We start from the raw sequence: 23487 nt of genomic DNA, 5'->3' as shown, positions 1-23487 counted from the left end.
CATGGCCAACGGATACGGCGTCCACTCCGAAGTGGGCAGGCTGCGGAAGGTCCTCGTGTGCCGGCCGGGCCTCGCGCACCGGCGGCTGACGCCGACGAACGCGGACGGGCTGCTGTTCGACGACGTCATGTGGGTGGAGAACGCCCAGCGCGACCACCTCGACTTCGTGAACAAGATGCAGGCCAGGGGCGTCGAGGTCGTGGAGCTGCACGACCTTCTCGCGGCCACCGTCGCCGACCCCGCGGCCCGGTCGTGGCTCCTCGACCGGAAGATCACCCCGAACGAGGTGGGCCTCGGCCTGGTCGAGCCGACCCGCGCGTACCTGGAGTCGCTGACGCCCGCGTCGCTCGCGGAGTTCCTCATCGGCGGCCTCTCGACCGCGGACCTGCCCGAGGACCTGCGGCCGCCGTACATCGCGCTGGCCCGCGAGTCGACCGGTGTGCGCGAATACCTGATGCCGCCGCTGCCGAACACGCTGTACACGCGGGACACCACGTGCTGGCTGTTCGGCGGGCTCACGCTGAACCCGCTGTACTGGCCCGCGCGGCGCGACGAGACGCTGCTGATGAAGGCCGTGTACACGTTCCATCCGGAGTTCACGGGCTCGACGGTGTGGTGGGGCGACCCGGACGAGCAGTGGGGGCAGGCGACGTTCGAGGGCGGCGACATCATGCCCGTGGGGAACGGCGTGGTGCTCATGGGCATGAGCGAGCGCACTTCCCGGCAGGCGATCACGCAGGTGGCGCGGGCGCTGTTCGCTCGCGGCGCGGCGCAGCGGGTCGTGGTGGCGGGCATGCCGAAGCTGCGGTCGGCGATGCACCTCGACACGGTGTTCACGTTCGCCGACCGCGACGTGGTCACCCTGTACCCGAAGATCATGGACTCGGTGCACACGTTCTCGCTGTACCCGGCCGACCGGGAGCCGGGCCTGGAGCTGGTCGACCACGGCACGGCCGCGTTCACCGACATCGTGGCGGCGGCGCTGGGCCTATCGGGCCTGCACGTCATCGAGACCGGCGGCGACGTGTACGCCTCCGAACGGCAGCAGTGGGACTCGGGGAACAACGCGGTCGCGCTGGAGCCGGGCGTGGTCATGACGTACGACCGGAACACGCAGACGAACACGCTGCTGCGCAAGGCCGGGATCGAGGTCGTCACGATCGTCGGCGCCGAACTGGGGCGCGGGCGCGGCGGCGGGCACTGCATGACCTGCCCGATCGTGCGCGACCCCGTGGACTTCTGACCGGCCGCAGATAGTGACCGCCGCCACTCGGGCGCTTCAGCGGTCACATCGGGGCCGAAGATTGCGTCATACCGGTGACCGCACTTCGGGGAAGGGACCGGACATGACCGACGACCAGTGGCTCGCACGCCGCTTCGACGAGGACCGCCCGCGGCTGGAGGCCGTGGCGTTCCGGATGCTCGGCTCCTCCGGCGAGGCCGAGGACGCCGTGCAGGAGGCCTGGTTCCGCCTGGCCGCCTCCGACGCCGACCGCATCGAGAACCTGTCCGGGTGGCTCACCACGGTGGTCGGGCGCGTGTGCCTGGACCAGCTGCGGCGCAGGAAGTCCCGCGCCGAGCAGCCCATCCCCGAGGCCGGGCCCGAGCCCGCCCCGCTGCCGGGCCTCGCCCCCGCGCCGGACGACCCGGAGTCGGCGGCGGTCATGGCCGACTCGGTGGGCCTGGCCCTGCTGGTGGTCCTGGAGACCCTCGAACCGGCCGAGCGGCTCGCGTTCGTTCTCCACGACATGTTCGGCGTCCCGTTCACCGACATCGCCCAGATCGTCGACCGGACCCCCACGGCCGCAAGGAAGCTCGCGAGCCGGGCCCGGAGCCGCGTGCGGGGCCTCGGCGAGCCGGAGCGCCGCGACGCGGCCCGGCAGCGCCAGGTCGTGGAGGCGTTCATGTCCGCCGCGAAAGAGGGGGACTTCGACGCGCTCGTGTCGGTGCTCGACCCCGACGTGACGCTGCGGACCGACGCGGCCGAGGTCGGGACCATCCTGCGCGGCGCGGCCACCATCGCGGGCGGCGCGATGACGTTCGCGGCCATGGCCTCCCAGGCGCAGCTCGTGTTCGTCGACGGCAAGGTCGGCGCGGTCTCCTCGATCCCCGGCCTGCCCACGCGGGTCCTCGTGTTCACCGTCGAGGACGGCCGGATCACCGCCATGGAGGGCGTCACCGACGCGGCCCGGATCCGCGGCATGGACCTGACGCTCCTCGACGACTGAGACGGCGCCGGGACTCCCGGAATCGTGTCATGCATCGTTCCTCGATCGGTATCTATTGACTTTCGATAGATACCGATCGAGAATCGATGCATGAACCAGTTCTTCACCCTCATCCTGCGGCTCGCGATCGCCGCCGCCCTCCTCGCCTCCCTCTTCGGCCAGATCATGATCGTCCCCAACTCGGGGATGCTGGAGTTCCAGCGCGACTACGGCCACGACCTCGCGCCGATCCTCGCCGCCGCCTCGATCATCGGCGTCGCCTGCGTCCAGGTCATGCTCGTCGCGGGCTGGATGCTCCTCGGCATGATCGACCGCGACGCGATCTTCAGCCGCAAGGCGTTCCGCTGGATCGACGTCATCATCGGCGCCGCGCTCGCGGGCGTGCTCCTCTCGCTCGCCGTGACCGTGTGCTTCTTCGCCCTCGACCCCGGGATCGACGAGATGGTCTTCTTCGGCGCGATGCTCGGCCTGGCCTCGTGCATCGGGGCCGGGTGCTCGTTCGCCATGCTCATGGTCATCATGCGGGGGCTCCTGCGCAAGGCCACCGAGCTGAAGACCGAGATGGCCGAGGTCATCTGATGGCCATCGCGGTGGACATCGACGTCCTGCTGGCGGCGCGCGGCATGTCCGTGGGCGAGTTCGCCGAGGCGGTGGGGATCAGCCCCGCGAACGTCGCGGTCCTCAAGAACGGGCGCGCGAAGGCCGTGCGGTTCTCCACGCTCGAAGCGATCTGCCGGGTCCTCGACTGCCAACCCGGGGACGTGCTCCGCTTCGTCCCCGAACCCGAGTAAGGAACAGCGAACGGCGGCACCGGAGACCGGTGCCGCCGTCTCCGTCTTCCCTAGTGCCCGAACTGGTCCGAGTCGGCCGCCGCGGCCTCGCCGCGGTCAAGGCCCGACAGGGCCTCGACGTCGGCCGGGTCCAGCTCGAAGCCGAACACGTCGAGGTTCTGCTCCAGGCGCTCGGCGTTCGAGGACTTCACGGCCACCGCCAGGCCGAGCTCCAGGTGCCAGCGCAGCACGATCTGCCCCGGCGTCCTGCCGTACTTCTCGGCGAGCGCGGTCACGAGCGGGTCCTTGCGGACCTCGCCGCCCGCGCCGCCGATCGGGGACCAGGACTGGGTGACGATGCCCTTCGCGGCGTCGTACTCGCGCGAGGCGTCGCGGGTCGTGAAGGGGCTCAACTGGATCTGGTTGACGTCCGGCACCACGCCCGTGGCGTCGATGATCCGGTCGAGGTGCGCGGGCTTGAAGTTCGAGGTGCCGATCGCCTTGACGCGGCCCGATTCGAGCAGCCGCGCGAGGCCCTGCCAGGCCTCGACGTACTTGCCGTGGTCCGGGTTGGGCCAGTGGATGAGCAGCAGGTCGAGGTAGTCGAGGCCGAGGCGGTCGAGCGCGCGCTCGGCGGCCTCGGCGGCGAGGTCCACGCCGTGCCATTCGCGGTTGAACTTGGTGGTGACGAACAGGTCCTCGCGGGCGACGCCGGAGGCCTTGAGGCCCAGGCCGACGCCGCGCTCGTTGCGGTAATTCTCGGCGGTGTCGACGAGGCGGTAGCCGAGTCCGATCGCCTCGGCGACCACCCGCTCGGCCTCGGCGTCGTCCATGGGCCAGGTGCCCAGGCCCAGGCGCGGCATGGCGGCGCCGTGGACGAGGTCGACCGTGGGTGCGGTGGGAGCCACGATTGCGTCCCTCTCTCATCGGTTGCGGTTCGGCGTCTAACGCTACCTCCCGACCCGACAGGTGGCGCGCTTTGTACCAGTGCAAAGAAATCTTTGTATTGGCATGTACATTCGATGCATGGGAACGAATGAGAACGCCGTGCTGCGCGTGCCCCCGGCCTCCCCCGCCGACGCGCTCGCCCACTTCACCGGCCTGCTGACCTTCAGCACCGACGTCTCCGACGTGTTCGCCGCCGCCGACCTGGAGGACCCCGGCTTCACGCTCGTCGACACCCGCGGTGCGGCCGCCTGGTTCCAGGGCCGCGTGCCCGGGGCCGTGCACCTGCCGACCGACGAGATCGCCGCGCGCGCTAGCGAACTCGTCGACCCCGCGAAGCCCGTGGTCGTGTACTGCTGGGGCCCCGGCTGCAACGGCGCCTACCGCGCGGCCGTCGAGTTCGCGAAGCTCGGCTACCGGGTGAAGTACATGATGGGCGGCTACGAGTACTGGGTGCGCGAGGGCCTCCCGGTCGCCACCGACGCCGGCGTCGAACGCGGCCGCCCCGACCCGCTGACCGCCCCGTCGAGCGGCGTCTCCTGCGACTGCTGACGCCGCCCGGGCCGACCGGTGCGCGGGTGCGGGGGCCGGGTCGCCCGGCCCCCGCACCGCTCTGGGGTTGCCGGAACGCCTAGAAGCCGCCTTCGAGGACGCCGGTCTCGCCGTCCTCGCCGGTCGCGGTGACGGTGAAGCCGTCGCCGTCGGCGCTGCGCGGACCCCCGTTGGGGTCGAACTGGCCCGCGAGCGTGTACTCGTTCCCGGCGGGGACGACCGCGCCGTCCTTCAACGTCCAGCGCAGGACCGCGTAGCCGTCCTCGCTGGTGTAGATGGCTTCGGTGAAGAGGTTGTCGTCGGTGGTCCACGAGTCGAGGTAGGCGAGGCCCTCGCCTTCGGCGAGGCGCAGCTCCACTTCGAGGCCCGTGAGGGCCTCCTCGGAGCGGAACTTGACGAGCGACTGGGTCCAGTAGTCGGAGTTGTTCGGGTCGAGGGACCCTTCGCATCGCAGCCAGTCGGGGGCCTCGGGCGCGTCCGAGGTGCCGTCGTCGCCTTCGGCGCTGCTGCCGGACCCGGAGGGCCCGTCGGGGGTGGACTCGCCGCCCGTGTCCTCTTCCGCCGCTTCGCTTTCGGAGGTCTGGGCGCCGGGGCCGGCGGCGGGCGGGGCCGGGTCGGGGTCCGCGGACGGCACCCCTTGCGTGAGTCCGAAGAGGACGACGCCGCCGATGAGGACGACGGCCGCGCCGGTGGCCATCGCTAGGTGCGGGACGCGCCAGCGCGCGCGTTCGGGTGCGGCGGCGGCGCCGCGGGGCGCGCGCATGCCTTCGGCGACGCGGCTCCACATGCGGTCGGTGTCGGGTTCGAAGTCCTCGGCGTGGACGCGGAGCCTGTCGGGCAGTTCCTCGCTCACGACACCACCCCGTTCCTGATGGGCGCCCACGCGGGGCCGTCCTGGGAGGGCCCGAGGAGGCGGCGCAGGTCGGCGAGCCCTTTGGAGGTCTGGGATTTGACGGTGCCGACGGAGATGCCGAGGGCGTCGGCGGTCTCGCGCTCGGACAGGCCGAGGGAGTGGCGCAGGACCACGCAGGCGCGGCGGCGCATGGGGAGCCGGTCGAGGGCGGCGCGCACGTCGACGACGGCGGCGGTGTCGGGGCCTTCGGCGGCTTCGGTCGGCTTCTGCCAGAAGAGGGTGTTGCGGCGGCGTTCGCGCACGGCGGCGCGGATGCGGGTCTTGGCGAGGTTCGCGACGATGCCGCGCGCGTAGGCGATCTGCGAGCGGGCCCGGCGGGCCTGGTCCCATTGGCGCCACACGGCGAGCATGGCGTCGGCGGCGATGTCCTCCGCGGCGGTGCGCTCGCCGACGAGCATCCACGCGAAGCGCGCGAGCTCGGCGTGGTGCCGCTCGAAGAAGGCGCGGAAGGCGTCCTCGTCGAGTGCAGCGGGGACGTCCAACGGGGGCCTTCCGGTCGCGATGCGGGGAGGCGATTCTAGCAGCAGGACCGTGACCCCCTCACGTTCCGTTGCACGACAGGCGCAGGCACCCCCGGTGCCCGCGCCTGTCGATCTCCCATGGCAGGAAGCCCATCCGTGGAACCAGCGGAGTCGTTACGGGCGGCGCGCCATGGCGGGGGTGGTGGTGAACGTCGTTGCGGACATCGCGGCCCGTCCCTCCGGTAGCTGTGCGGTGCGGCGGAGCCGGGTTGCCGCACCGTCTCCCAGTCGCCGCGGACGCCCCGAAGGTTGCCGCCGGTCCGGGGTTTTCCCGAAGTTTTTTCGCGAGGAAGCGCCGGTGCAGGTCAGCCGATGCGGGCGGGGGCGGTGAGTCCGGTGAAGAGGTTGTCGAAGACGGCGGTGCGGTCGAAGCGCATCGCGTGGGCGCGGGCGCGCTCGGCCCGGTCGGCCCGTTCGGCGGGGTCCATCGAGACGGCGAGGTCGATCGCGGCGGCGAGGGCCTTCGGGTCGGCGGCGGGGACCTCGATGGCGTGGTCGCCCACGGCTTCGGGGATGCCGCCGGTGGCGGTGGTGATGACGGGGCCGCCGCCGGCGAGGAGCTTCTCGACGAGGGCGATGCCGAAGGTCTCGGTGAACTCGGGGCGCGGCTTCGACGGCAGCGCGTAGGCGGCGCAGCCGTTCATGAGCAGCGGCTTCTCCTCGTCGGAGACGTCGGTGAGGAACACGATGCGGTCGTCCCCGGCGGCGAGGGCCTTCGTGTCCGCGAGGGCCGGGCCGGTCCCGGCGATGACGAGCCGGTGCGTCTGCGCCGCAGCGGAATCGCGGTAGGCGGCGATGAGGTCGTCGGCGCCCTTCGCGGCGGCGACGCGGGAGAGGAACAGGACGTACCCGTCGCGGGCGAGGCCGCGCGCGGCGAGCGCCGCGTCGACGGCCGCCGGGTCGAGGTCGGTGTAGGCGGCGGCGTCGACGGCCGGGTAGGAGACCTGGACGCGCGCGGCGACCTCCTCGGCGAACCGGGTGCCGAGGGCGAGGTCGACCTGCGCCGCTTCTGCTTCGATGAGGTCCTTCGTGTACTGGGAGACCGCGACGCACCGGTCGTTGGCGAGGTAGGTGGTGAACAGGGCGGCGGCGGCGCCGAGCTCGCCGCGTTCGAGGCAGCCGCGCACGACGTTCGTGATGTCGGAGCCGACCGCTTCGGCGATGGTGGTGACGTCCGCTTCGAGCCCTGCGGCGCGCACCGACCGGAGCGCGTCGACGACGGCGTTCGCGTGGGGGGACAGGTACATCGACATGCACACGGTCGGCACGCCGTCGGTGAACAGCTCGACAAGGCGGCCGGTCATGCCGAGGAGGTGGCGCCCGTCGGGGACGCGGTAGTCCCCGACGGGTCCGGGCCGCTCGACGGTGATGCCCTCCGAGTAGGGGAGGAGTTCGTCGAGCGGTTTGAGCGGCAGTCCCGCGGCCTTGAGCGTCTCGATCGGCCAGGTCACGATCCGCACGTCGTCGAAGCCGCGGGTGAGGGCGACTTCGGCGAGGCCGCGGGCCTCGGTGGCGTGGCCGCACACGACCGGGTCGGCGCGGACGACGATGACGAGGCGGCGCTGCGGGCCGCGGGACTGCTCGGTCACGGTAGGAACTCCTGGAAGCGGGCTCCGGCGTCCCGAGCATGGTCGGCACGGTCGGAGGCGGACGGCGGGCGCGTCTTCGTCGCCCAGTCGGAGGGTTCGGGCCCGAGCTCGATCTCCAGGCGCCCGCCGCCGTGCAGCTGGTTGCCGGTGATGAAGCTCTGGTCGAGGGGCTTGCCGTTGAAGCGCGCGGACTGGACGTACCGCGGGGCCGTCCCGTGCGCGTCCTCGCCGATGCCGGTCTCGGCGTGCCCGGTGGTGACCAGCTCGAAGTCGTTGCCGCCGAAGCGCAGCTGCGCCTCGGCGAACGCGGGCGCGTTGACGAGGAACAGGTTCTGCCCGGCGACGGGGAACAGGCCGAGCGAGGCCCACACGTACCACGAGGACAGGGCCCCGGAGTCGTCGTTGCCGACGAGCCCGCCGCGGCCGGTCCCGAACTGGTACGACAGGGCCGCGTGCACGACCTCCGCAGTCCGGTCGGGCCGCCCGGCGTAGTGGTAGGCCCAGGGGGCCTCCATGTCGGGCTCGTTGTTCAGGCCCTCGAACCGGTCGAGGTCCAGGCCCATCGCGAACTCGCTGCCGAACGGCGGCACTCCGAGCTGCACGACCGGGTCGGCCCCGAACCCGAAGAACCGGTCGAGGATCGACGTGAACTCCTGATCGCCCCCGGCGAGGGTGATGCGGGCGGCCATGTCGTGGAGGAGCCGGAACGAGTAGTTCCAGCGCCCGCCCTCGTAGAAGCTCGAATCGCGCAGGAGCCCGTCGGGGCCGAACGCGTTCACCCAGCCCTTCGCCCTGGCCTCCAGCTCGTCGGCGAGCTTGAGGTCCCCGAGGCCGCGGGCGAGGATCGCGGTGCACCAGTAGCCGGTGGCGAGGTCGAGGGTGTGGCTGATGGGGTGGACGACGCCGCGCTCGGTGTAGTCCTCGCCGTAGCCGCGCCGCAGGTCGTCCTGCATGTGGACGAGCGCCCAGTCCCATTCGGGCCCTTCGAGTCCGAGCTGGAACCCGTCGGCGAGGACGGTGTGCGCGAGCGCGGAGGCCTGCCGGAAGAACCGGTCGGAGCCGCGGGCCATCCGGTACCCGATGGGGAGGTTCCCCTCCTCTTCGGCGATGCGCACGATCGCCTCCAGCATGTCCGCGCCCTTGGCCGGGTTCAGGGCCGTGAGCAGCGGGAACTGGGTCTTGTACATGTCCCACATGGTCGCGATGTCGAACACGAACGGGCCTTTGGAGGGCCAGAACGGGCTCTCGTCCTGCGCGAAGCACGGCTTGATGAGCGAGTGGTACAGGCTCGTCGCGAACACGGTCCGGCGCTCGGGCGTGCCGCCCTGGACCTCGACCTGGGAGAAGTAGTCGGACCAGGCGTCGCGGGTGTCGGCCAGGGCCGCGTCGAACCCGGCCTGCCCGGGGAGGGCCTGCTCCAGGTTCCGCTTGGCCTGCTCGGTGCCGCGCATGGAGAAGCCCATGCGGATCTCCACGACCTGCCCGGCCCTGGTGGGGCCCATGAACATGAGGCCGAACGGGCGCAGCGTGGTGCGGCGGATGTAGTCGAAGTCGAGGCGGGTGCCGCCGTCGACGCGGCGGCGGTCGTACCAGACGAGCTGGCGCCAGCCGGGCGCGTCGGTGTCGATGTAGACCGACAGCGGGATGCCCTCCATGACGACGGTGCCCTGCGCGCACCCCTGCCCGAGGCTCTCGATGCCGGCGCGCAGCGGCACGGTGGTGCCGTGCTCGATCGCGAGGCCGCCGTACGAGAAGTCGATGACGACGCGCGAGGACGACGACTCGGGGAACGTGTACCGGTGGACGGCGGTCTTGGCGCCCACGGTCAGCTCGCAGCGGATCCCGTTCTCCAGGGTCGCGGCGTAGTACCCGGGCGAGGCCTCCTCGTCGGCCAGGCGCCACCGGTTCCCGAGGGAGTCGAGCGGCTCGACCATCGGGGTGACGCGGAAGTAGTTGTAGTACTTGCGGATCGCGCCGGTCCCGGACTGCTGGAAGTGGGTGAAGCCGCTGGCGAGGTACTCGTCGTACATCGCCTCGGGCGCGCCCTCCTTGGAGATGCCGTACCGCCCGTACCCGGTCGGGTAGGCGCCCGAGCACGCGCACGCCGAGACCATGCCCAGTGGGTAGCACGCCCCGGGGTGGGTGTTCCCCACCTGGGCCTTCGGCCACCACCAAGCGGCGGCCAGCCCCTGCGCCGCGGGCAGATCAGTAGCCGCTGTACCGATGAAGGGGTCCACGCTGTCCAAGATGCGACTGAGATTAGAGCTCATTCGTCACATCCTCGTTACGCCGCGATGAACGCGCAAGCGTTCATGCGCACTTCGTCTAAGATCCCCCGCTGCGACACCCGCAATGCACCATTCGCCCACGTCGCCCGCCGCCCCCGCCCGCGCAACCGGAGCTTTCGCGCCGCCCGCCGCCCGGCCGGTAAGGCAGACCCCACCACCGTTCCGCCAGCGCACGTCAGTGTGCGGCAACGCGATCGGAAATACCGTCGTAGGCATGAGCACCACCCTCGCCGCCCACCGCCGCCCCACCGTCGCCGACCGCGCCTCAGGCGCCGGGATCGCCCTCACCCACGGGGACCGCCGCTGGCACCGCCCCCTCCTCGTCCTCGGGATCGCGTGCGGGGTCGTCGCGCTCGCGTCGCTCGCCGCGATGCCGTTCGACGACCGCACGATCCTGGGCGAGTCCGTCTGGGTCAAGTCCTTCAAGTTCGGGTTCTCGTTCTTCGCCTACTGCCTGTCGCTCGCCTGGCTCCTCTCCCACATGACGAAGCTGCGGCGCACCGGCTGGGCCTTCGGGACCCTGTTCGCCGTCATCAGCGCCGCCGAGGTCGCCGTGATCACCGCCGCGGCCGCGATGGGCACGTTCAGCCACTTCAACGCCTCCGACGACGCGTTCAACCAGGTCGTCCAGATGGCGTTCCAGTTCGTGCCGGTCATGTTCCTCGCGAACGTCGTCATCGCCGTCCTGGTCCTGTTCCAGCGCATCGGCGACCGGGCCGTCACGGCCGTGATCCGGTGGGGCCTGCTCCTGTCGAGCCTCGGCATGTTCGCGGCGTTCTTCATCGTCACCGTCGGCGGCCAGGGCCAGCGCACCCAGGTCGACGCCAACGGGACCGAGGTCCCGCTCAACGCCGGGCACGGCGTCGGCGACCTCGACGGCAACGGCATGTTCCTCACCGGCTGGTCCACCACCGGCGGCGACATGCGCGTCGCCCACTTCATCGGCCTGCACGGCATCCAGGTGCTCATCGGCCTCGGGATGCTCCTGAGCTTCCTGGCGGTCCGCCGGGCGTGGCTGCGCGACGACCGGGTCCGCGCCGCGGTCGTCCGCTGGAGCGCCGCCGGGTACCTCGGGGTGTTCGCGACCGCCGCGTGGCAGGCCGTGCGCGGCCAGTCGTTCGCCTCGCCCGACGCGGCCTCGCTCGCCGCCTACGGCGCGGCCGTCCTCGTCGCGGCCGCCGGGATCGCCCTCACCGTCGCCCGCGCCCGCCGCACCGTCGACGCCGAGGACCGGGCGCTCGAACTGAGATAACGCTTGCTTCCAGGCATTGCATCGGGCCGGGACCGCCGTTAGGCTGGTCCCGGCCCCGACCCGTCCCACAGGAGGCAGCAGACATGGAACCCTTGCGGCCCAAACGGTTGCGCCCCGGCGACACCGTCGCCATCGCGGCCCTGTCCGGCCCGCGCAGCGCCCACCGCGCCGAGGAGCTCGACGGCGCGGTCGCCGTCCTCGAAGACGCCGGGTTCCGCGTCCGCCTCACGCCCCTCGTCGAGGCGGGCGGCCACCGGTTCTGGCGCTCGGCCGCCCCCGCCGAGCAGGCCGCCGAACTGAACACGCTGCTGAACGACCCGGAGGTGCGGGCGATCATCCCGTTCGCGGGCGGCAACGCGACCACCGCGTACCTCGACCGCATCGACTACGACGCGGTCCGCCGCGACCCCAAGCCGCTCCTCGGCTTCAGCGACATCACCGCGCTCCACCTCGCCCTGCACTCCCGCACCGGCCTGGTCGGCATGCACGCCGACTTCGCGCCCGGCCTCAGCGGCCGGTTCTGGGCCGACGCCTCCCCCGAGCGGCACGCCCAGATCCGCGACCTCCTCTTCGGGCTCCTCACCGGCGAGATCACCGAGACCGCCCTACCCGCCGACCAGCCTTGGGAGACATGGAAACCCGGGAAGGCGACGGGCCGCCTCGTCGGCGGCCTGCTCGACCGGCTCATCAACGTCCAGGCCTCCCCGTACGCGCTCGCGCCCGAGACCTGGGACGGCGCCGTGTTCTTCTGGGAGGACGTGGGCCGCAACCTCGGCCATGTGTGGAACCAGCTCCACGTGCTGCGCATGCAGGGCGTCTTCGACCGCACCGCCGCGATGGTCGTCGGCATCCCCGCCGGGATCTCCGACCGCGACCTCCCCGACGGGACCCTCGCCGGCGTCAAGGACGTCGTGCTCGACGTCCTCGGCGACCACCCGTTCCCGGTCCTCGCCGGAGTCGACTTCGGACATACCGGCCCGAACCTGCCGATGCCCATCGGCGCGTTGGCCTCCGTGGACGCCACCGCCCGAGAGCTGCGGCTCCTGGAGTCGCCGGTCGACTAGACGCTTCTTGCACGAACGGGCTGCGTTCGCAATTCCCGGACCCTAAGCGGTTGCTTTCTTGTGGACCTTCGGGCACGGTTGGTAGACATGAGGATCCGAACGGCCACCCCCGCCGACGCAGACGAGATGGTTCAGGTCCGCACCGCATCCTGGCGCGCGGCCTACGAAGGCCTGGTCGACGCCGACGTGCTCGCCGGGCTCCCCGACGAGGCGTCCGAACGCTACGTGCGCTACCTCGCACAGAAGCGCCCCCTCGAAACCGAGTTCGTGGCCGAGAAGGGCCCCTACGTGATCGGCTTCGCCTCGTTCACCTGGGACCGCGACGAGACCGACGAGGACGGCGCCGGCCCCGGCACCCCCGGCCTGGTCCAGTCGATCTACGTGCACCCCGACCACTGGAGCCGCGGCGCGGGCCGGGCCCTCATGAACCAGGGCGTGCGCTGGCTCGCCGAGCAGGGGTTCGCGCCCGTCCGGGTGTGGATCATGGAGGGCAGCGAGATCAGCCGCCGCTTCTACGAGCGGTACGGCTTCGAGTCCGACGGCGCCCGCAAGACCATGGAACTCAGCGGTGCGACCATCCCCTGTGAACGGTTGACGCTCAAAGGAGCCTGACCGCGGCCCGCGCCCGCACTGCCGGACCCTGCACTACCGGACCCCGCACTACCGAACGACGTCGAAGACCTGCTTCTGGACGCCGTTGCCGTACACCTCGTGCTCGACGAGGTCGAGCTTCACGGCGTCCTGGTCGGCGTCGCTGAACAGGCGCTTCCCGGCACCCAGGAGCAGCGGGAACACCAGCAGGTGGTAGCGGTCGACGAGCCCGGCGTCCGCGAGGCTCTTCCCGAGAGTGGCGCTGCCGTGCACCGACAGCGGCCCGCCGTCGGTCTCCTTGAGCGCGGCGACCTCGTCGATCGAGCGGAGGATCGTGGCGGGCCAGCGCTCGTCGTCCTCCTTGAGGGTGGTGGACACGACGTACCGGGGCTTGGCGTTGTACCCGGCGAACTCCTCGGTCATGGTCGGCCACACGGGCGCGAACGCCTCGTAGGAGGCGCGGCCGAGCAGGAGCGCCCCGGCCTCCTCCTGCTCGCGGCCCTTGATCTCGTAGGCCTCGGGGAGGAACTCGACGTCCTTGAAGGTCCAGCCGCTGTTGCGGTAGCCGGGCTCCCCGCCGGGGGCCTCCATGACGCCGTCGAGGGAGACGAACGCGGTGACGATGATCTGGCGCATGATGCGGGCCCTTTCGCTCGGTGGATGCTCGCTCTCCCACTATGACGACGGCCCCCGACAGGATTCATCGCGAACCTGAAATCCAGTTCAGGAAGCATGGCAGGAAGCATGGCGGGGAACCCGGTCAGGGCAGTCGCAGGGTCGCGAGGACGGGCGCGTGGTCGCTGCCGTCCTTGTCGAGCACCGCGTAGTCGAGGACGGCGAGGCCGTCCTCGGCCAGGACGTGGTCGAGGGTCACGGCGGGCGGGCGGACGATCCCGTTCAGGTACCCGCCCTCGATGGGCCGCCACGTGGGGGTGAGGCCCTCGCCCGCGGCGTCGGCGGCGTCGGTGTACCCGTCGGCGAGGAGGCCGCGCAGGTTGTCGTGGTCGAGCGTGGCGTTGAAGTCCCCCGCGAGGACCCACGGCGCGCCGCCGTCGGGGCGCGGCATCTGCTCGAAGTCGTCCTCCCACAACGGGATCCGCTCCGGCGTCGCGGGCGCGGCGGTGTGAACGGCCATGAACCTGACGGCCTCGCCGCCGAGGTCGACTTCGGCGCCGATCTGGTAGAAGATCCCGTCGCGACCAACCGTGGTGATGCGCTCCAGGGGGTGCGCGGCGTACAGCCCGGTGCCGACGGCGAGCTCGTCGGGTTCGAGGATCGAATAGGGGAGCAGCTCCTCCAGCCCGAGCTCGGCGAGGCCCTCGGCGGCGCCGGGCGTGAGCTCCTGGACGCTGAGCAGGTCGGGCCGGTGCTCGGCGACGAGGTCGACGACCTTCCCCAGGTCCGTCTGGCCCACGTACAGGTTCACGGACATGACGGTGAACTCCGCGCCGCCCGCCGCAGGCAGCTCATCGGCGCTCATCCGCGGCACGAGCACCACGGCGAGCGCGATGACGGCCGCACCCGTGACGGCAAGCGCGGCCCAGTGCCGCACGGCCGCCTGCACCCCCGCGGCGACGAGCGCCGCGAGCACGAAGTACGGCACGAACGCGACCGTGGTGACCAGGACCCACCCGGTCTCCAGCCCGAGCACCCGGATCAGCGTGTACGCGACGACCCCCGCAGTGCCGGTCCACGACAGGATCCGCAGCCACCGAGAGCGCCACCAGGGCCGCTTGGCCGCCTCGGGCGCCCCGTCCGCTTCGGTCACTTCGGTGTCGGTCATGGGACCGGAGCCTAACCGGCACCGTCCACACGCCTCCGCGGTCAGTCTCTGAGCAGGTCGAACCGGGGCCGGACCGCGTCGGCGAGGGGCTTGAGGTCCGCGCCGGTGTACTGGTCGAGCAGGGCCGCAACGGCTTCGATCGCGCCGAGCACCGCGGGGCCGGTGAGGTCGGCGGGGTGCGTGGCCGCGATGCCTTGCGGGGCAGGGGCGTCGGCGTTCTCGACGGTGACGGCCCCGAACTGCGGGTAGGTGAGCCCGAGGTCCGCGGCGTGGAGGCTCCACACGTGGTTCCGCGCCTCGGTGAGGGACCCGAGCGCCCGCCAGGGGCGCCCGCGGGCCGCGTGCCGGGCGGCGTCGCCGAGCGCGATCCACGCCAGGAACGCCCACTCGCGGCGCGCCGCCGCGTCGGGGGTCCACCGGGCCGGGTCGATCGGCTCGGCGAGGCGGCCCGCCTTGTCCACGACCGCGGTCGACTGCGGGGCGAGGCCGTTGCGGGCGGCGGCGTCGAAGACGACGAGGGACAGCTGGCGGCCGTCGCGGTAGACGCAGACGAGGTGTGTGACGTCGCCGAGGCGCTGGCGGAGGGTCGCGGCGGTCGGCGCGAACCCGGTGGCGGCGTCGAGCGCGGCGGCGATGCGCGGGTCGTCGTCGGCGAGTGCGGTGACGCCGATCCCGGCGTCGACGTCGGAGTACGCGTCGCCCGCGCCGCGGCCGAGGGACCCGCCGAGTTCGACCCATTCGACCCAGTCGGCGGCTTCGGCCCAGGCGCGCAGGGCCGCGACGATCGCGTGCGGGTCGGGTGCCATCGGTGCCTCCTCGGTGCGGTTGACCCGCAACGCTACCGGAGGCTCAGGAGACGGGCGTCCAGTCCTCGGGCGGGTCCTCGCCGACGCGGCCGTCGACGGCTTCGCGCAGGAGGTCGGCGTGGCCGGTGTGGCGGCCGTACTCCTCGACGAGGTCGCAGACGATGCGGCGGACGCTGAAGTGCCCGCGGCCGGGCCACTCCCAGTGGGCGTCCTGGTCGAGGCCGCCGTCGGCGGTGATCGCGGCGAGGCGCTCGCGGGAGCGGGCGACCGCGGCGTCGTACAGCCCGTACAGGTACTCGGGGCTGTCGTCGGCAGCGGAGCCGAACTCCCACGCGTCGGAGTCGTCGAGCGGCGCGGACACCCACGGCTCGCCGGGGGACTCGCCGCGCATCTTCCACGCGAACGTGATGTCCTCGACGCGCGCGAGGTGCTTCAGCAGCCCGCCGATGGTGAGGTCGGAGGCGCCGATGCGCTGGGCGAGGCCCGCGGCGTCGAGGCCGTCGGCCTTCCAGCGGAAGGTGGTGCGGAGCCGTTCGAGCATGGCGAGCAGGTGCTCGGACTCGGTGCCGGCGAGCGGCGGCTCCCAGGAAGGGATGTTGTCGGTCATGCCGGTCACGGTAGCGGCGGGGACCGACAGGCGGGCCCTTACAGCGTGTTGGCGAGGCTGACGACCTCGACGTCCATCGACGAGTTCGCGGGGAAGTCGATGCGGGAGGGCGCGACGCCCGCGGCGACGAGGTGCGAGCCGAGGGCGGCGACCATCGCGCCGTTGTCGGTGCACAGCTTCGGGCGCGGGTACCGCAGCGTCAGGCCCGCGGCCTCGGCGCGCTCGGCCGCGAGGCCGCGCAGGCGCGAGTTCGCGGCGACGCCGCCGCCGAGGAGGATCGTCTCGACGCCGTGCTCCTTCGCGGCCAGGATCGCCTTGCGGGTGAGGACGTCGCAGACGGCCTCCTGGAACGCGGCCGCCACGTCGTTGACGGGCACGTCCTCGCCGTCGGCGCGGCGCGCCTCGATCCACCGCGCCACCGCGGTCTTCAAACCGGAGAACGAGAAGTCGTAGCGGTGCCGCTCCTGGTCCTTCGGCGCGGACAGGCCGCGCGGGAACTCCACGAACGCCCGGTCGCCGTCCTTCGCGGCCCGGTCGATGTACGGGCCGCCGGGGAACGGCAGGCCCAGCAGGCGCGCGACCTTGTCGAACGCCTCGCCCGCGGCGTCGTCGATGCTCGCGCCGAGCTGCGTGACCTTCCCGGCGAGGTCCTCGACCATCATGATCGTCGAGTGCCCGCCCGAGACGAGCAGGCCGATCGCGGGCTCGGGGATCGGCCCGTTCTCCAGGGTGTCGACGGCGATGTGCGCCGACAGGTGGTTGACGCCGTACAGCGGGACGCCCGTGGCGATCGAGTACGCCTTCGCGGCGCCGACGCCGACCATGAGCGCCCCGGCCAGGCCCGGCCCGGCCGTGACGGCGATCCCGTCGAGGTCGCCGAGCGCGAGCCCGGCGTCGTCGAGGGCCCGCTGCACCGTCGGCACCATGGCCTCCAGGTGCGCGCGGGACGCGACCTCCGGCACCACGCCGCCGAAGCGCGCGTGCTCGTCCACCGACGACGCGACCGCGTCGGCCAGCAGCTCGTGGCCGCGCACGATCCCCACACCGGTCTCGTCGCACGACGTCTCGATGCCCATCACCACAGGTTCGGTCTTCACAGGTCCATCCTCATCACGGCGGCGTCGGTGCCGGTGTGCTGGTAGTAGTTCTTGCGCACGCCGATGCCGTAGAAGCCGTACCGGTCGTACAGGCGCTGCGCCGGGACGTTGTCGACCGCGACCTCCAGGAACACCGACTTCGCGCCGCCCGCGCGGGCGCGCGCGACCAGGTCGTCCATGAGCATCGTCGCCACCCCCCGGCGCCGGTACCCGGCGTCGACGGCGATGTTGTTGATCCACGCCTCGGTGTCGCTGAACGCCGTCCCCGCATACCCCGCGATCCGGCCCTCGGGGCCGCCCGCGGACCGGTCGAACACGGCCCGGTAGTCGTGCCCGGCCGCGAGTTCGGACCACAGCAGGCCCTCGCTCCACGCCTCGGGCCCGAAGATCGCGGTCTCCATGCGGGCCATCTCGGTCAGGTGCCACCAGCGGACCCGGCCGATCAGCAGTTCACCGTTCATCAGTCAAGGAGTACCACGCCGCGCCGGCCGGTCACGCCCCGCTCGCGGGCTGAGCGGGCGGCGCCACCGCGCCCTTCGCGGGCTGCGCGTCCGGACGCCGCAGGTACAAAGGCGTCAACTGCTCCGACGGCGCGCCCGACAGCAGCCGCGGCGCGGCCAGCTCCACGAGCTTCACCAGGTCCGGGTACACCGCGCCGGCCTCGGCCGGCACCGGCAGCTCGGCCGCGTACTTCGCCGCGCCCTCCCCGACCGCGTAGTCCGCGCGCGTCTCAGGCAGGTCCGCGGGCTTGCCGACCTGCGGTTCGCCTTCGCGCACACCGTCCTCGTAGACGGCCCAGTAGATCTCCTTGCGGCGCGCATCGGTCGCCGCGAGCGCCCGGCCCCGCGTGTTCCCGCCGATCCCGTCGAGCGAGCACACCCCGTACACCGGGATGCCCGCGCCGTCGGCGAACGCCGCCGCCGTGACCATCCCGACCCGCAGGCCCGTGAACGGCCCCGGGCCCACGCCCGCGACCACCGCGTCCACGTCCTTCACGGTGCGTCCCGCGTCCGCGAGGCACGCCTCGATGAACGGGCCGAGCTTCTCCACGTGCCCGCGGCCGTCGACCTCCCGGCGGAACGCCGTCAGGAACAGCTCCGGCTCGAACGCGGGACCGTCGAGGTCCACCAGCGCGGCCTGCACCGCGCTCGTCGAGGTGTCGAGGGCGAGGACTCTCATGCGGCCGCGCCGACCGGCAGGCCCAGGGACGCGAGCCGCTCGGCCCAGTCGCCGCCGTGCGCGTGCAGGACCGCCTCCCGCACCTCGTCCGCGCGGCGCTCGATCGCGACCTCCAGGTACGAGTCGGCGAGGCGCTCGGCCAGGCCCGCGCCCCACTCGACCACGGTCACCGCCGCGTCCACGTCGGTGTCCAGGTCCAGGTCGTCGAGCTCGTCGAGGGTCTCCAGCCGGTACGCGTCGACGTGCACCAGCGGCACGCCCGCCGCACCCGCGCGGTGCGACCGCGCGATCACGAACGTGGGGCTGGTGATCCGCCCCTCCACGCCGAGCCCCGCGCCGACGCCCTGCGTCAGCGCGGTCTTCCCGGCCCCGAGCGGGCCGGTGAGGATCACGAGGTCGCCCGGTCGCAGGACCGCGGCGAGCCGCAGCCCGAACTCGTGGGTGTCTCCGGCCGTCTGGAGCGTCAGCCTCACGTCTCACTCCTCAGTGTCAATGCCGTATCGATGCCGGTCAGGAATCCCGGCGGTGCCCGTGGGAGAACGGCGCCCAGCGGCGGTGCCGCCCCCGGTCGCCCTCAAGCGGCGCGGCCGCCCGAGGCGGCGGACCGTCACCGATCTCCGCCGCGACTTTGTCGATCATCTCCAACAACAGTTGTGAGATCTCACCAGGATACTCCAGCTGCGGCGAATGCCCCGCCTCGGCTATGAGCTCCAATCGCGACCCCGGCAGCGCCTCCGCGAGCCGCCGCGAATGCCCCGGCGGCGTCAACGGGTCCCCGTCCCCCACCGCGACCAGGATCGGCAGGCCCTTGAACTGCGGCAGGACCGCCGTCGCATCGTGGTCGAGGATAGCGCGCGCATACCCCACGATCGACTGGATCGACGTGCGCCGGTTCATCCGCTCCACCAGCGTCACGATCGACCCCGGCGGATTCGGCGACCGGAACGCCGCCTTCCGCGTCAGCAGCCACCCCAGGTCCCCCGCCAGCAGCCGCGACCGGTCGATCAGGTCCGGCGTCCACCCCGCGACCTGCTGCAGCATCGGCAGCACCGTCCGCCGCAGCCGCCGCAGCGCCCGCATCGGCTTCGTCTCCACCGTGTCCAGGCCCGCCGCCGACGTCGACAGGAACGCCACGCCCTTCACCCGCTCCCGGAACTCCTCCGGGTACAAGCGGGCGTACTGCATGATCGTCATCCCGCCCATCGAATGGCCCACCAGCACCAGCGGCCCCTCCGGCGCCGCCTCCTCCAGCACGTCGTGCAGGATCTCCGCCAGATCCTCGATCGAGTACTCCGTGCGCGTCAGACCCCCCGACCGGCCGTGCCCCGGCTGGTCGTACAGCACCGCCCGCAGCCGCACCCCGCCGCGCACCGCATCCGCGATCGCCTTGCGCTGGAAGTAGAACGTCCCCATGTCCTGCATGTAGCCGTGGATCAGCACCACCGTCAGGCCCGCGTCCTCCGGCCCCGCCGTCTCCACGTGCACCGACGCCCCGCCCCGCGCCTCCACCGTCCGCACCGAGTTCACCGGCGGCATCTCGAACGGCTCGTGCGCATACGGGTCCGCCGACGACGCCCGCGTCCGCCGCGCCAGATACCGCGGCACCCCGTACGCCAGCGCCGCGCCCACCGCGATCCCGCCGGTCACGCCCCCGGCGATCGCCCAGCCGCGCGCCCGCCGGCCGCCCCGGCCCGATTGCCTCTCGCTCATGCGACCTCACTGCACAACTCAACGGGCCCAAGGGGTCCAAAGGAAGGGAAAGGAAGATGGTACGTCTAGTCGAGGCCCCGGTTCCACAACCGGGGAATCCGGGCCCCCAGGCCCGTCAGCACATCGTTCGGGATCGTCCCCGCCCACGCCGCCCAGTCGTCCGCGTCGGGGTGCTGCTCGCCCGCGCCGATGAGCACCACCGGCTCCCCCGGCTTCACCGGGTCGTCACCGCAGTCCACCGTGAACTGGTCCATGCAGATCCGCCCGAGCACGCGGCGGCGCTTCCCCGCCAGGTACACCTCCGCCTTGTTCGACGCGGCCCGCGGAATCCCGTCCGCGTACCCCAGCGGCACCAGCGCCACATTCGTGTCCCGCTCCAGGATGTGCGTGTGGCCGTAGGAGATCCCCGACCCCGCCGGAAGCCGCTTCACACTCATCACCTGGCTGCGCACCTCCACCACCGGCTGGAGGTCCACCGGGAAATCGGGCACCGGGTTGTATCCGTACAGCGCGATCCCCGGCCGCACCAGGTCGTACCGCGTCTCCGGGTCGCTGATGAGCGCCGCCGAATTCGCGAGGTGCCGCACCTCCGGCGCCAGGCCCGCCGCGGACACCGCCGACAGGAACCGCTCGAACGCCGCCTTCTGCGCCGCGTTCGCCGGATGCCCGATCTCGTCGGCGCACGCCAGATGACTCCACGCCCCCGCCACCACGACCGACCCCGCGGCCTGGTGCTTCGCCGCCGCCTCCGCCGCGAGCTCCCATTCGTGCTCGGCGACACCGCCCCGCGACATCCCCGTGTCGCCCTTGAGATGGATCCGCGCGGGCGTCCCCGCCCGGTCCCCGGCCGCGGCGGCCGCTTCGAGCTGCGCGAGCGACGAGACGCCCAGATCGATCCCGGCGCCCACGACCTCCGCGAGGCCGGGCTGCTCGGGAGCGAAGAAGAACGCCATCACCGGCACGGCTTCCAGACCCGCCGACTGCCGGAGCTGCCACGCCTCCTTGAGGGTCACGACCCCGAGCCGGTCGGCCCCGGCCTCGGCGGCCACGCGCGCCGCCGGGACCATGCCGTGCCCGTACGCGTCGGCCTTGACCATCGCCATCATCGGCACGCCCGCGGTGCGCGCGAGCGCCTCGACGTTGTGCGCGAGCCGCCGCCAGTCCGCGCTGGCCTTCGCCAGGCCGGACATGCCGCCGTTCACCGGCTCGGTCAGGATGCGGTAGTTGTCCATCGCCACGGCTCAAGGGTACGTGGCGCCGCGGCGGCCCGGCCGCAGCGACCGGATCGTGCATCCTATAGGAAATAGGATGCACGATCCGGAACCGCCGCCATGCCCGAAGGCCGCTAGGCCGCCTCGGCGCGGACGGTGCGCGCGGCCTCCACGAGCCCTTCGAGCGCGGGCACGACCTCCTCGTAGCGCCTGGTCTTCAGGCCGCAGTCGGGGTTGGCCCAGACCCGGTCGGGGCCGAGCGCGGCGACGGCGAGGCGCAGGGCCTCGGCCATCTCGGCGGCGGCGGGCACGCGCGGGGAGTGGATGTCCCACACGCCGGGGCCGACGCCGCTGCGGTACCCGGCGCGGCCGAGGTCGGCGACGATCTCCATCTTCGAGCGCGAGGCCTCGATGGAGGTGACGTCGGCGTCGAGCGCGGCGATCGCGTCGATGACCACGCCGAACTCGGAGTAGCACAGGTGCGTGTGGATCGCGGTGTCCGGCCGCACCCCGGAGGTCGCGAGCCGGAACGACCGCGTCGACCACTCGCGGTAGGCCGCGCGGGGCGCCTCCCGCACCGGCAGGAGCTCGCGGAGCGCGGGCTCGTCGACCTGGATGATCGCGGTCCCGGCCGCTTCGAGGTCGGCCACCTCGTCGCGCAGGGCCAGGGCGACCTGGTCTGCGGTGTCGGCGAGCGGCTGGTCGTCGCGCACGAACGACCACGCGAGGATCGTCACGGGCCCGGTGAGCATGCCCTTGACGGGCTTCGCGGTGAGCGACTGCGCGTAGGAGGTCCACGGGACGGTCATGGGCGCGGTGCGCGCGACGTCCCCGTAGAGGATCGGCGGGCGCACGCAGCGCGAGCCGTACGACTGGACCCATCCGGCGGCCGTGGTCGCGAACCCGGTGAGGAGTTCGGCGAAGTACTGGACCATGTCGTTGCGCTCGGGCTCGCCGTGCACGAGCACGTCGATGCCGAGCCGCTCCTGCTCGGCGATGACGGCGGCGACCTCGGCCTTCATGCGGGCCTGGTAGTCGGCGTCGATCATGAGGCCCTGCCGGTGCGCGGCGCGGGCCTTGCGGAGCTCGGCGGTCTGCGGGAACGAGCCGATCGTGGTGGTCGGCAGCGGCGGCAGCGGAACGCGCTTCGCTTGGGAGGCTTGACGGTCGGCGTAGGGCGCGCGCCGGTCGGCGCCGTCGCCGAGCGCGGCGAGGCGCTCGCGGACGGCGGCGTCGCGCCAGGCGTCGGGACTCGCGGGCCGGGCGTCGCGGGCGCCGTCCGGATCGGCCAGGACCGTGAGCTCGATGAGCTTCTGGCGCGCGAACGCGAGCCGCTCGGCGAGCAGCGGCGGCAGGCCGGTCTCGGGCGCGAGGTCCACGGGGACGTGGAGGAGCGACGACGAGGAGGCGACGCCGACGCGGTCGGTGAGGGCCTTGACGGCCACGATGTCGGCCGCGGCGTCGGCGAGGTCGGTGCGCCAGATGTTGCGGCCGTCCACGACCCCGGCGACGATGAATGTTTCACGTGAAACATCCAGAGACGCAAGTGCTTCCAGGTCGGAGCGGCCGCGAACCAGGTCGAGGGCGATGCCTTCGACACCCGATTCGAGCAGCACCGGCAGCGACTCGCCGAACGGCCCGTAGCCCCCGGCGACGAGGATCTCCGCTTCGGCGACGAGCCGCCGGTACGCGGCGGCGACGGCCTCCAGCTCCGCGGGCGTGCGGTCGGCGCAGAGCGCGGGCTCGTCGAGCTGGATCAGCCCGGCCCCGGCTTGAGCAAGAGCGGCAAGCAACTCGACGTACACCTCGACGACATCCCCGAGCCGGTCGAACGGCCGGAAATCCGCGGGCGCCCCCTCGGCGGCCTTGGCGAGCAGCAGCAGCGAGGCGGGCCCGACCAGCACCGGCCGGGCGCTCAGCCCGCGCTCACGAGCCTCAAGAAACTCTGCGACAGCCTTCTCAGGCCGGGGAGCGAAGGCAGTGGCAAGCCCGATTTCAGGCACCAGGTAGTGGTAATTGGTGTCGAACCACTTGGTCATCTCCAGAGGAGCAGCGGCATCGTCCCCGCGGGCGGCGGCGAAATACGACGCGAGCCGGTCGCCGCGGCGATGACGAGGTGCAACCGCGTCGACGGCGAACGCCGCGTCCAGCACGTGGTCGTAGTAGGAGAAGACGCCCGTGGGGACCTGGTCGAGCACGGACAGGTCGTCGAGCATCTCGGCGCGGACGGCCGCGGCGGCCCGTTCGAGCCCGGCGGCGTCGAGGCGTCCGGCCCAGTGGGCTTCGAGCGCGCGCTTGAGCTCCCGGTCGGACCCGATGCGCGGGTAGCCCAGAGCGGTCGAGCGCACGGCAGTGCGATGGTTCATGTGTCAGTTCCCTCG

At 72.4% G+C, this 23487-nt stretch carries 24 protein-coding genes; 8 read left to right on the top strand and 16 right to left on the bottom strand.

From position 1 onward, the window contains the following. The first annotated feature begins 1 nt into the window (after position 1). The 4 genes from WA640_RS17475 to WA640_RS17460 all read left to right on the top strand — a co-directional run bounded on the left by WA640_RS17475 (position 2) and on the right by WA640_RS17460 (position 3019). Positions 2-1243 (top strand): arginine deiminase, encoded by a 1242-nt coding sequence (locus tag WA640_RS17475; protein WP_335989225.1) that lies wholly within the window; start codon positions 2-4, stop codon positions 1241-1243. A 103-nt stretch (positions 1244-1346) separates the two neighbouring features. After that, positions 1347-2228 carry a sigma-70 family RNA polymerase sigma factor gene (locus WA640_RS17470; RefSeq protein WP_335989223.1) on the top strand — a complete coding sequence of 294 codons (882 nt, stop codon included), beginning with the start codon at positions 1347-1349 and terminating at the stop codon, positions 2226-2228. Positions 2229-2318: 90 nt separating this feature from the next. Continuing rightward, on the top strand, positions 2319-2807 hold the full coding sequence (locus WA640_RS17465; protein ID WP_335989221.1) for a DUF2975 domain-containing protein: 489 nt from the start codon (positions 2319-2321) through the stop codon (positions 2805-2807). Further along, positions 2807-3019 carry a helix-turn-helix domain-containing protein gene (locus WA640_RS17460; protein WP_335989220.1) on the top strand — a complete coding sequence of 71 codons (213 nt, stop codon included), beginning with the start codon at positions 2807-2809 and terminating at the stop codon, positions 3017-3019. Before WA640_RS17465 ends, WA640_RS17460 begins: the two co-directional genes overlap by 1 nt. A gap of 50 nt (positions 3020-3069) precedes the next feature. Here the strand turns inward: WA640_RS17460 and WA640_RS17455 are convergent, their stop codons facing one another. Further along, entirely contained in the window at positions 3070-3861 is a 792-nt protein-coding gene (locus tag WA640_RS17455) for an aldo/keto reductase (protein WP_442904783.1), read from the bottom strand. Positions 3862-4024: 163 nt separating this feature from the next. Between WA640_RS17455 and WA640_RS17450 the strand changes: the two genes are divergently transcribed. After that, positions 4025-4495 (top strand): rhodanese-like domain-containing protein, encoded by a 471-nt coding sequence (locus WA640_RS17450; RefSeq protein ID WP_335989217.1) that lies wholly within the window; start codon positions 4025-4027, stop codon positions 4493-4495. A 79-nt stretch (positions 4496-4574) separates the two neighbouring features. Here the strand turns inward: WA640_RS17450 and WA640_RS17445 are convergent, their stop codons facing one another. From WA640_RS17445 to WA640_RS17430, 4 genes are all read right to left on the bottom strand, one after another. Next, complete coding sequence (locus tag WA640_RS17445) at positions 4575-5348, bottom strand: hypothetical protein (RefSeq protein ID WP_335989216.1); 774 nt, start codon at positions 5346-5348, stop codon at positions 4575-4577. Further along, the gene (locus WA640_RS17440) at positions 5345-5890 is read right to left on the bottom strand and encodes a SigE family RNA polymerase sigma factor (RefSeq protein ID WP_106362813.1); all 546 of its coding nucleotides are present in this window, start codon (positions 5888-5890) and stop codon (positions 5345-5347) included. The genes WA640_RS17445 and WA640_RS17440 overlap by 4 nt, the downstream gene beginning before the upstream one ends. A gap of 344 nt (positions 5891-6234) precedes the next feature. Beyond that, complete coding sequence (locus tag WA640_RS17435; protein ID WP_335989215.1) at positions 6235-7518, bottom strand: glycosyltransferase; 1284 nt, start codon at positions 7516-7518, stop codon at positions 6235-6237. Continuing rightward, positions 7515-9788 carry a glycoside hydrolase domain-containing protein gene (locus WA640_RS17430; RefSeq protein WP_442904774.1) on the bottom strand — a complete coding sequence of 758 codons (2274 nt, stop codon included), beginning with the start codon at positions 9786-9788 and terminating at the stop codon, positions 7515-7517. Before WA640_RS17430 ends, WA640_RS17435 begins: the two co-directional genes overlap by 4 nt. Positions 9789-10020: 232 nt before the next feature. On the opposite strand from WA640_RS17430, the gene WA640_RS17425 reads away from it, so the two are divergent. From WA640_RS17425 to WA640_RS17415, 3 genes are all read left to right on the top strand, one after another. Beyond that, positions 10021-11058 carry a hypothetical protein gene (locus WA640_RS17425; protein WP_335989213.1) on the top strand — a complete coding sequence of 346 codons (1038 nt, stop codon included), beginning with the start codon at positions 10021-10023 and terminating at the stop codon, positions 11056-11058. A gap of 83 nt (positions 11059-11141) precedes the next feature. Further along, positions 11142-12122, top strand: coding sequence for a S66 peptidase family protein (locus WA640_RS17420; protein WP_335989211.1), 981 nt, complete (start codon positions 11142-11144; stop codon positions 12120-12122). A gap of 87 nt (positions 12123-12209) precedes the next feature. Next, a complete protein-coding gene (locus tag WA640_RS17415; RefSeq protein ID WP_335989209.1) occupies positions 12210-12734 on the top strand; it encodes a GNAT family N-acetyltransferase in 525 nt (174 codons plus the stop codon). 48 nt (positions 12735-12782) lie between these two features. Here WA640_RS17415 and WA640_RS17410 read toward each other — a convergent pair whose 3' ends face one another. From WA640_RS17410 to metE, 11 genes are all read right to left on the bottom strand, one after another. After that, entirely contained in the window at positions 12783-13349 is a 567-nt protein-coding gene (locus tag WA640_RS17410; protein WP_335989206.1) for a dihydrofolate reductase family protein, read from the bottom strand. 124 nt (positions 13350-13473) lie between these two features. After that, positions 13474-14496, bottom strand: a complete 1023-nt coding sequence (locus WA640_RS17405) for an endonuclease/exonuclease/phosphatase family protein (protein WP_335989204.1) — start codon at positions 14494-14496, stop codon at positions 13474-13476. A 41-nt stretch (positions 14497-14537) separates the two neighbouring features. Then, on the bottom strand, positions 14538-15302 hold the full coding sequence (locus WA640_RS17400; protein WP_335989202.1) for a hypothetical protein: 765 nt from the start codon (positions 15300-15302) through the stop codon (positions 14538-14540). 43 nt (positions 15303-15345) lie between these two features. Continuing rightward, positions 15346-15909, bottom strand: coding sequence for a mycothiol transferase (locus WA640_RS17395; RefSeq protein WP_335989200.1), 564 nt, complete (start codon positions 15907-15909; stop codon positions 15346-15348). 38 nt (positions 15910-15947) lie between these two features. Beyond that, the gene (gene tsaD / locus WA640_RS17390) at positions 15948-17006 is read right to left on the bottom strand and encodes a tRNA (adenosine(37)-N6)-threonylcarbamoyltransferase complex transferase subunit TsaD (RefSeq protein WP_106362822.1); all 1059 of its coding nucleotides are present in this window, start codon (positions 17004-17006) and stop codon (positions 15948-15950) included. Beyond that, complete coding sequence (rimI, locus tag WA640_RS17385) at positions 17003-17467, bottom strand: ribosomal protein S18-alanine N-acetyltransferase (protein WP_335989198.1); 465 nt, start codon at positions 17465-17467, stop codon at positions 17003-17005. The genes tsaD and rimI overlap by 4 nt, the downstream gene beginning before the upstream one ends. Before the next feature lie 31 nt (positions 17468-17498). Continuing rightward, entirely contained in the window at positions 17499-18185 is a 687-nt protein-coding gene (tsaB, locus tag WA640_RS17380) for a tRNA (adenosine(37)-N6)-threonylcarbamoyltransferase complex dimerization subunit type 1 TsaB (protein ID WP_335989196.1), read from the bottom strand. Further along, positions 18182-18658, bottom strand: coding sequence for a tRNA (adenosine(37)-N6)-threonylcarbamoyltransferase complex ATPase subunit type 1 TsaE (gene tsaE, locus WA640_RS17375; RefSeq protein ID WP_245888891.1), 477 nt, complete (start codon positions 18656-18658; stop codon positions 18182-18184). Before tsaE ends, tsaB begins: the two co-directional genes overlap by 4 nt. A gap of 37 nt (positions 18659-18695) precedes the next feature. Continuing rightward, on the bottom strand, positions 18696-19895 hold the full coding sequence (locus WA640_RS17370; RefSeq protein WP_335989193.1) for an alpha/beta fold hydrolase: 1200 nt from the start codon (positions 19893-19895) through the stop codon (positions 18696-18698). 65 nt (positions 19896-19960) lie between these two features. Further along, entirely contained in the window at positions 19961-21127 is a 1167-nt protein-coding gene (gene alr / locus WA640_RS17365; RefSeq protein WP_335989654.1) for an alanine racemase, read from the bottom strand. Between the two features lie 113 nt (positions 21128-21240). Beyond that, on the bottom strand, positions 21241-23472 hold the full coding sequence (metE, locus tag WA640_RS17360; RefSeq protein ID WP_335989191.1) for a 5-methyltetrahydropteroyltriglutamate--homocysteine S-methyltransferase: 2232 nt from the start codon (positions 23470-23472) through the stop codon (positions 21241-21243). Positions 23473-23487 lie beyond the last annotated feature (15 nt).

Origin of the sequence: Glycomyces sp. MUSA5-2, assembly GCF_037034145.1 — a bacterium.
Taxonomy (GTDB): Bacteria; Actinomycetota; Actinomycetes; order Mycobacteriales; family Micromonosporaceae; genus Glycomyces; species Glycomyces artemisiae.
This window is presented reverse-complemented; position numbering and strand designations above follow the sequence as displayed.

What these genes read in the sequence shown, in the direction of transcription:
- WA640_RS17450 (WP_335989217.1), top strand. Translation starts at nt 4,025, where the DNA reads ATGGGAACGAATGAGAACGCCGTGCTGCGCGTGCCCCCGGCCTCCCCC.
- alr (WP_335989654.1), bottom strand. Translation starts at nt 21,127, where the DNA reads ATGGACAACTACCGCATCCTGACCGAGCCGGTGAACGGCGGCATGTCC.
- WA640_RS17460 (WP_335989220.1), top strand. Translation starts at nt 2,807, where the DNA reads ATGGCCATCGCGGTGGACATCGACGTCCTGCTGGCGGCGCGCGGCATG.
- WA640_RS17465 (WP_335989221.1), top strand. Translation starts at nt 2,319, where the DNA reads ATGAACCAGTTCTTCACCCTCATCCTGCGGCTCGCGATCGCCGCCGCC.
- tsaB (WP_335989196.1), bottom strand. Translation starts at nt 18,185, where the DNA reads ATGAGAGTCCTCGCCCTCGACACCTCGACGAGCGCGGTGCAGGCCGCG.
- WA640_RS17410 (WP_335989206.1), bottom strand. Translation starts at nt 13,349, where the DNA reads ATGCGCCAGATCATCGTCACCGCGTTCGTCTCCCTCGACGGCGTCATG.
- WA640_RS17400 (WP_335989202.1), bottom strand. Translation starts at nt 15,302, where the DNA reads ATGGCACCCGACCCGCACGCGATCGTCGCGGCCCTGCGCGCCTGGGCC.
- WA640_RS17420 (WP_335989211.1), top strand. Translation starts at nt 11,142, where the DNA reads ATGGAACCCTTGCGGCCCAAACGGTTGCGCCCCGGCGACACCGTCGCC.
- WA640_RS17405 (WP_335989204.1), bottom strand. Translation starts at nt 14,496, where the DNA reads ATGACCGACACCGAAGTGACCGAAGCGGACGGGGCGCCCGAGGCGGCC.
- WA640_RS17455 (WP_442904783.1), bottom strand. Translation starts at nt 3,861, where the DNA reads ATGCCGCGCCTGGGCCTGGGCACCTGGCCCATGGACGACGCCGAGGCC.
- metE (WP_335989191.1), bottom strand. Translation starts at nt 23,472, where the DNA reads ATGAACCATCGCACTGCCGTGCGCTCGACCGCTCTGGGCTACCCGCGC.
- WA640_RS17395 (WP_335989200.1), bottom strand. Translation starts at nt 15,909, where the DNA reads ATGACCGACAACATCCCTTCCTGGGAGCCGCCGCTCGCCGGCACCGAG.
- WA640_RS17430 (WP_442904774.1), bottom strand. Translation starts at nt 9,788, where the DNA reads ATGAGCTCTAATCTCAGTCGCATCTTGGACAGCGTGGACCCCTTCATC.
- WA640_RS17425 (WP_335989213.1), top strand. Translation starts at nt 10,021, where the DNA reads ATGAGCACCACCCTCGCCGCCCACCGCCGCCCCACCGTCGCCGACCGC.
- WA640_RS17470 (WP_335989223.1), top strand. Translation starts at nt 1,347, where the DNA reads ATGACCGACGACCAGTGGCTCGCACGCCGCTTCGACGAGGACCGCCCG.
- WA640_RS17475 (WP_335989225.1), top strand. Translation starts at nt 2, where the DNA reads ATGGCCAACGGATACGGCGTCCACTCCGAAGTGGGCAGGCTGCGGAAG.
- WA640_RS17415 (WP_335989209.1), top strand. Translation starts at nt 12,210, where the DNA reads ATGAGGATCCGAACGGCCACCCCCGCCGACGCAGACGAGATGGTTCAG.
- rimI (WP_335989198.1), bottom strand. Translation starts at nt 17,467, where the DNA reads ATGAACGGTGAACTGCTGATCGGCCGGGTCCGCTGGTGGCACCTGACC.
- WA640_RS17370 (WP_335989193.1), bottom strand. Translation starts at nt 19,895, where the DNA reads ATGAGCGAGAGGCAATCGGGCCGGGGCGGCCGGCGGGCGCGCGGCTGG.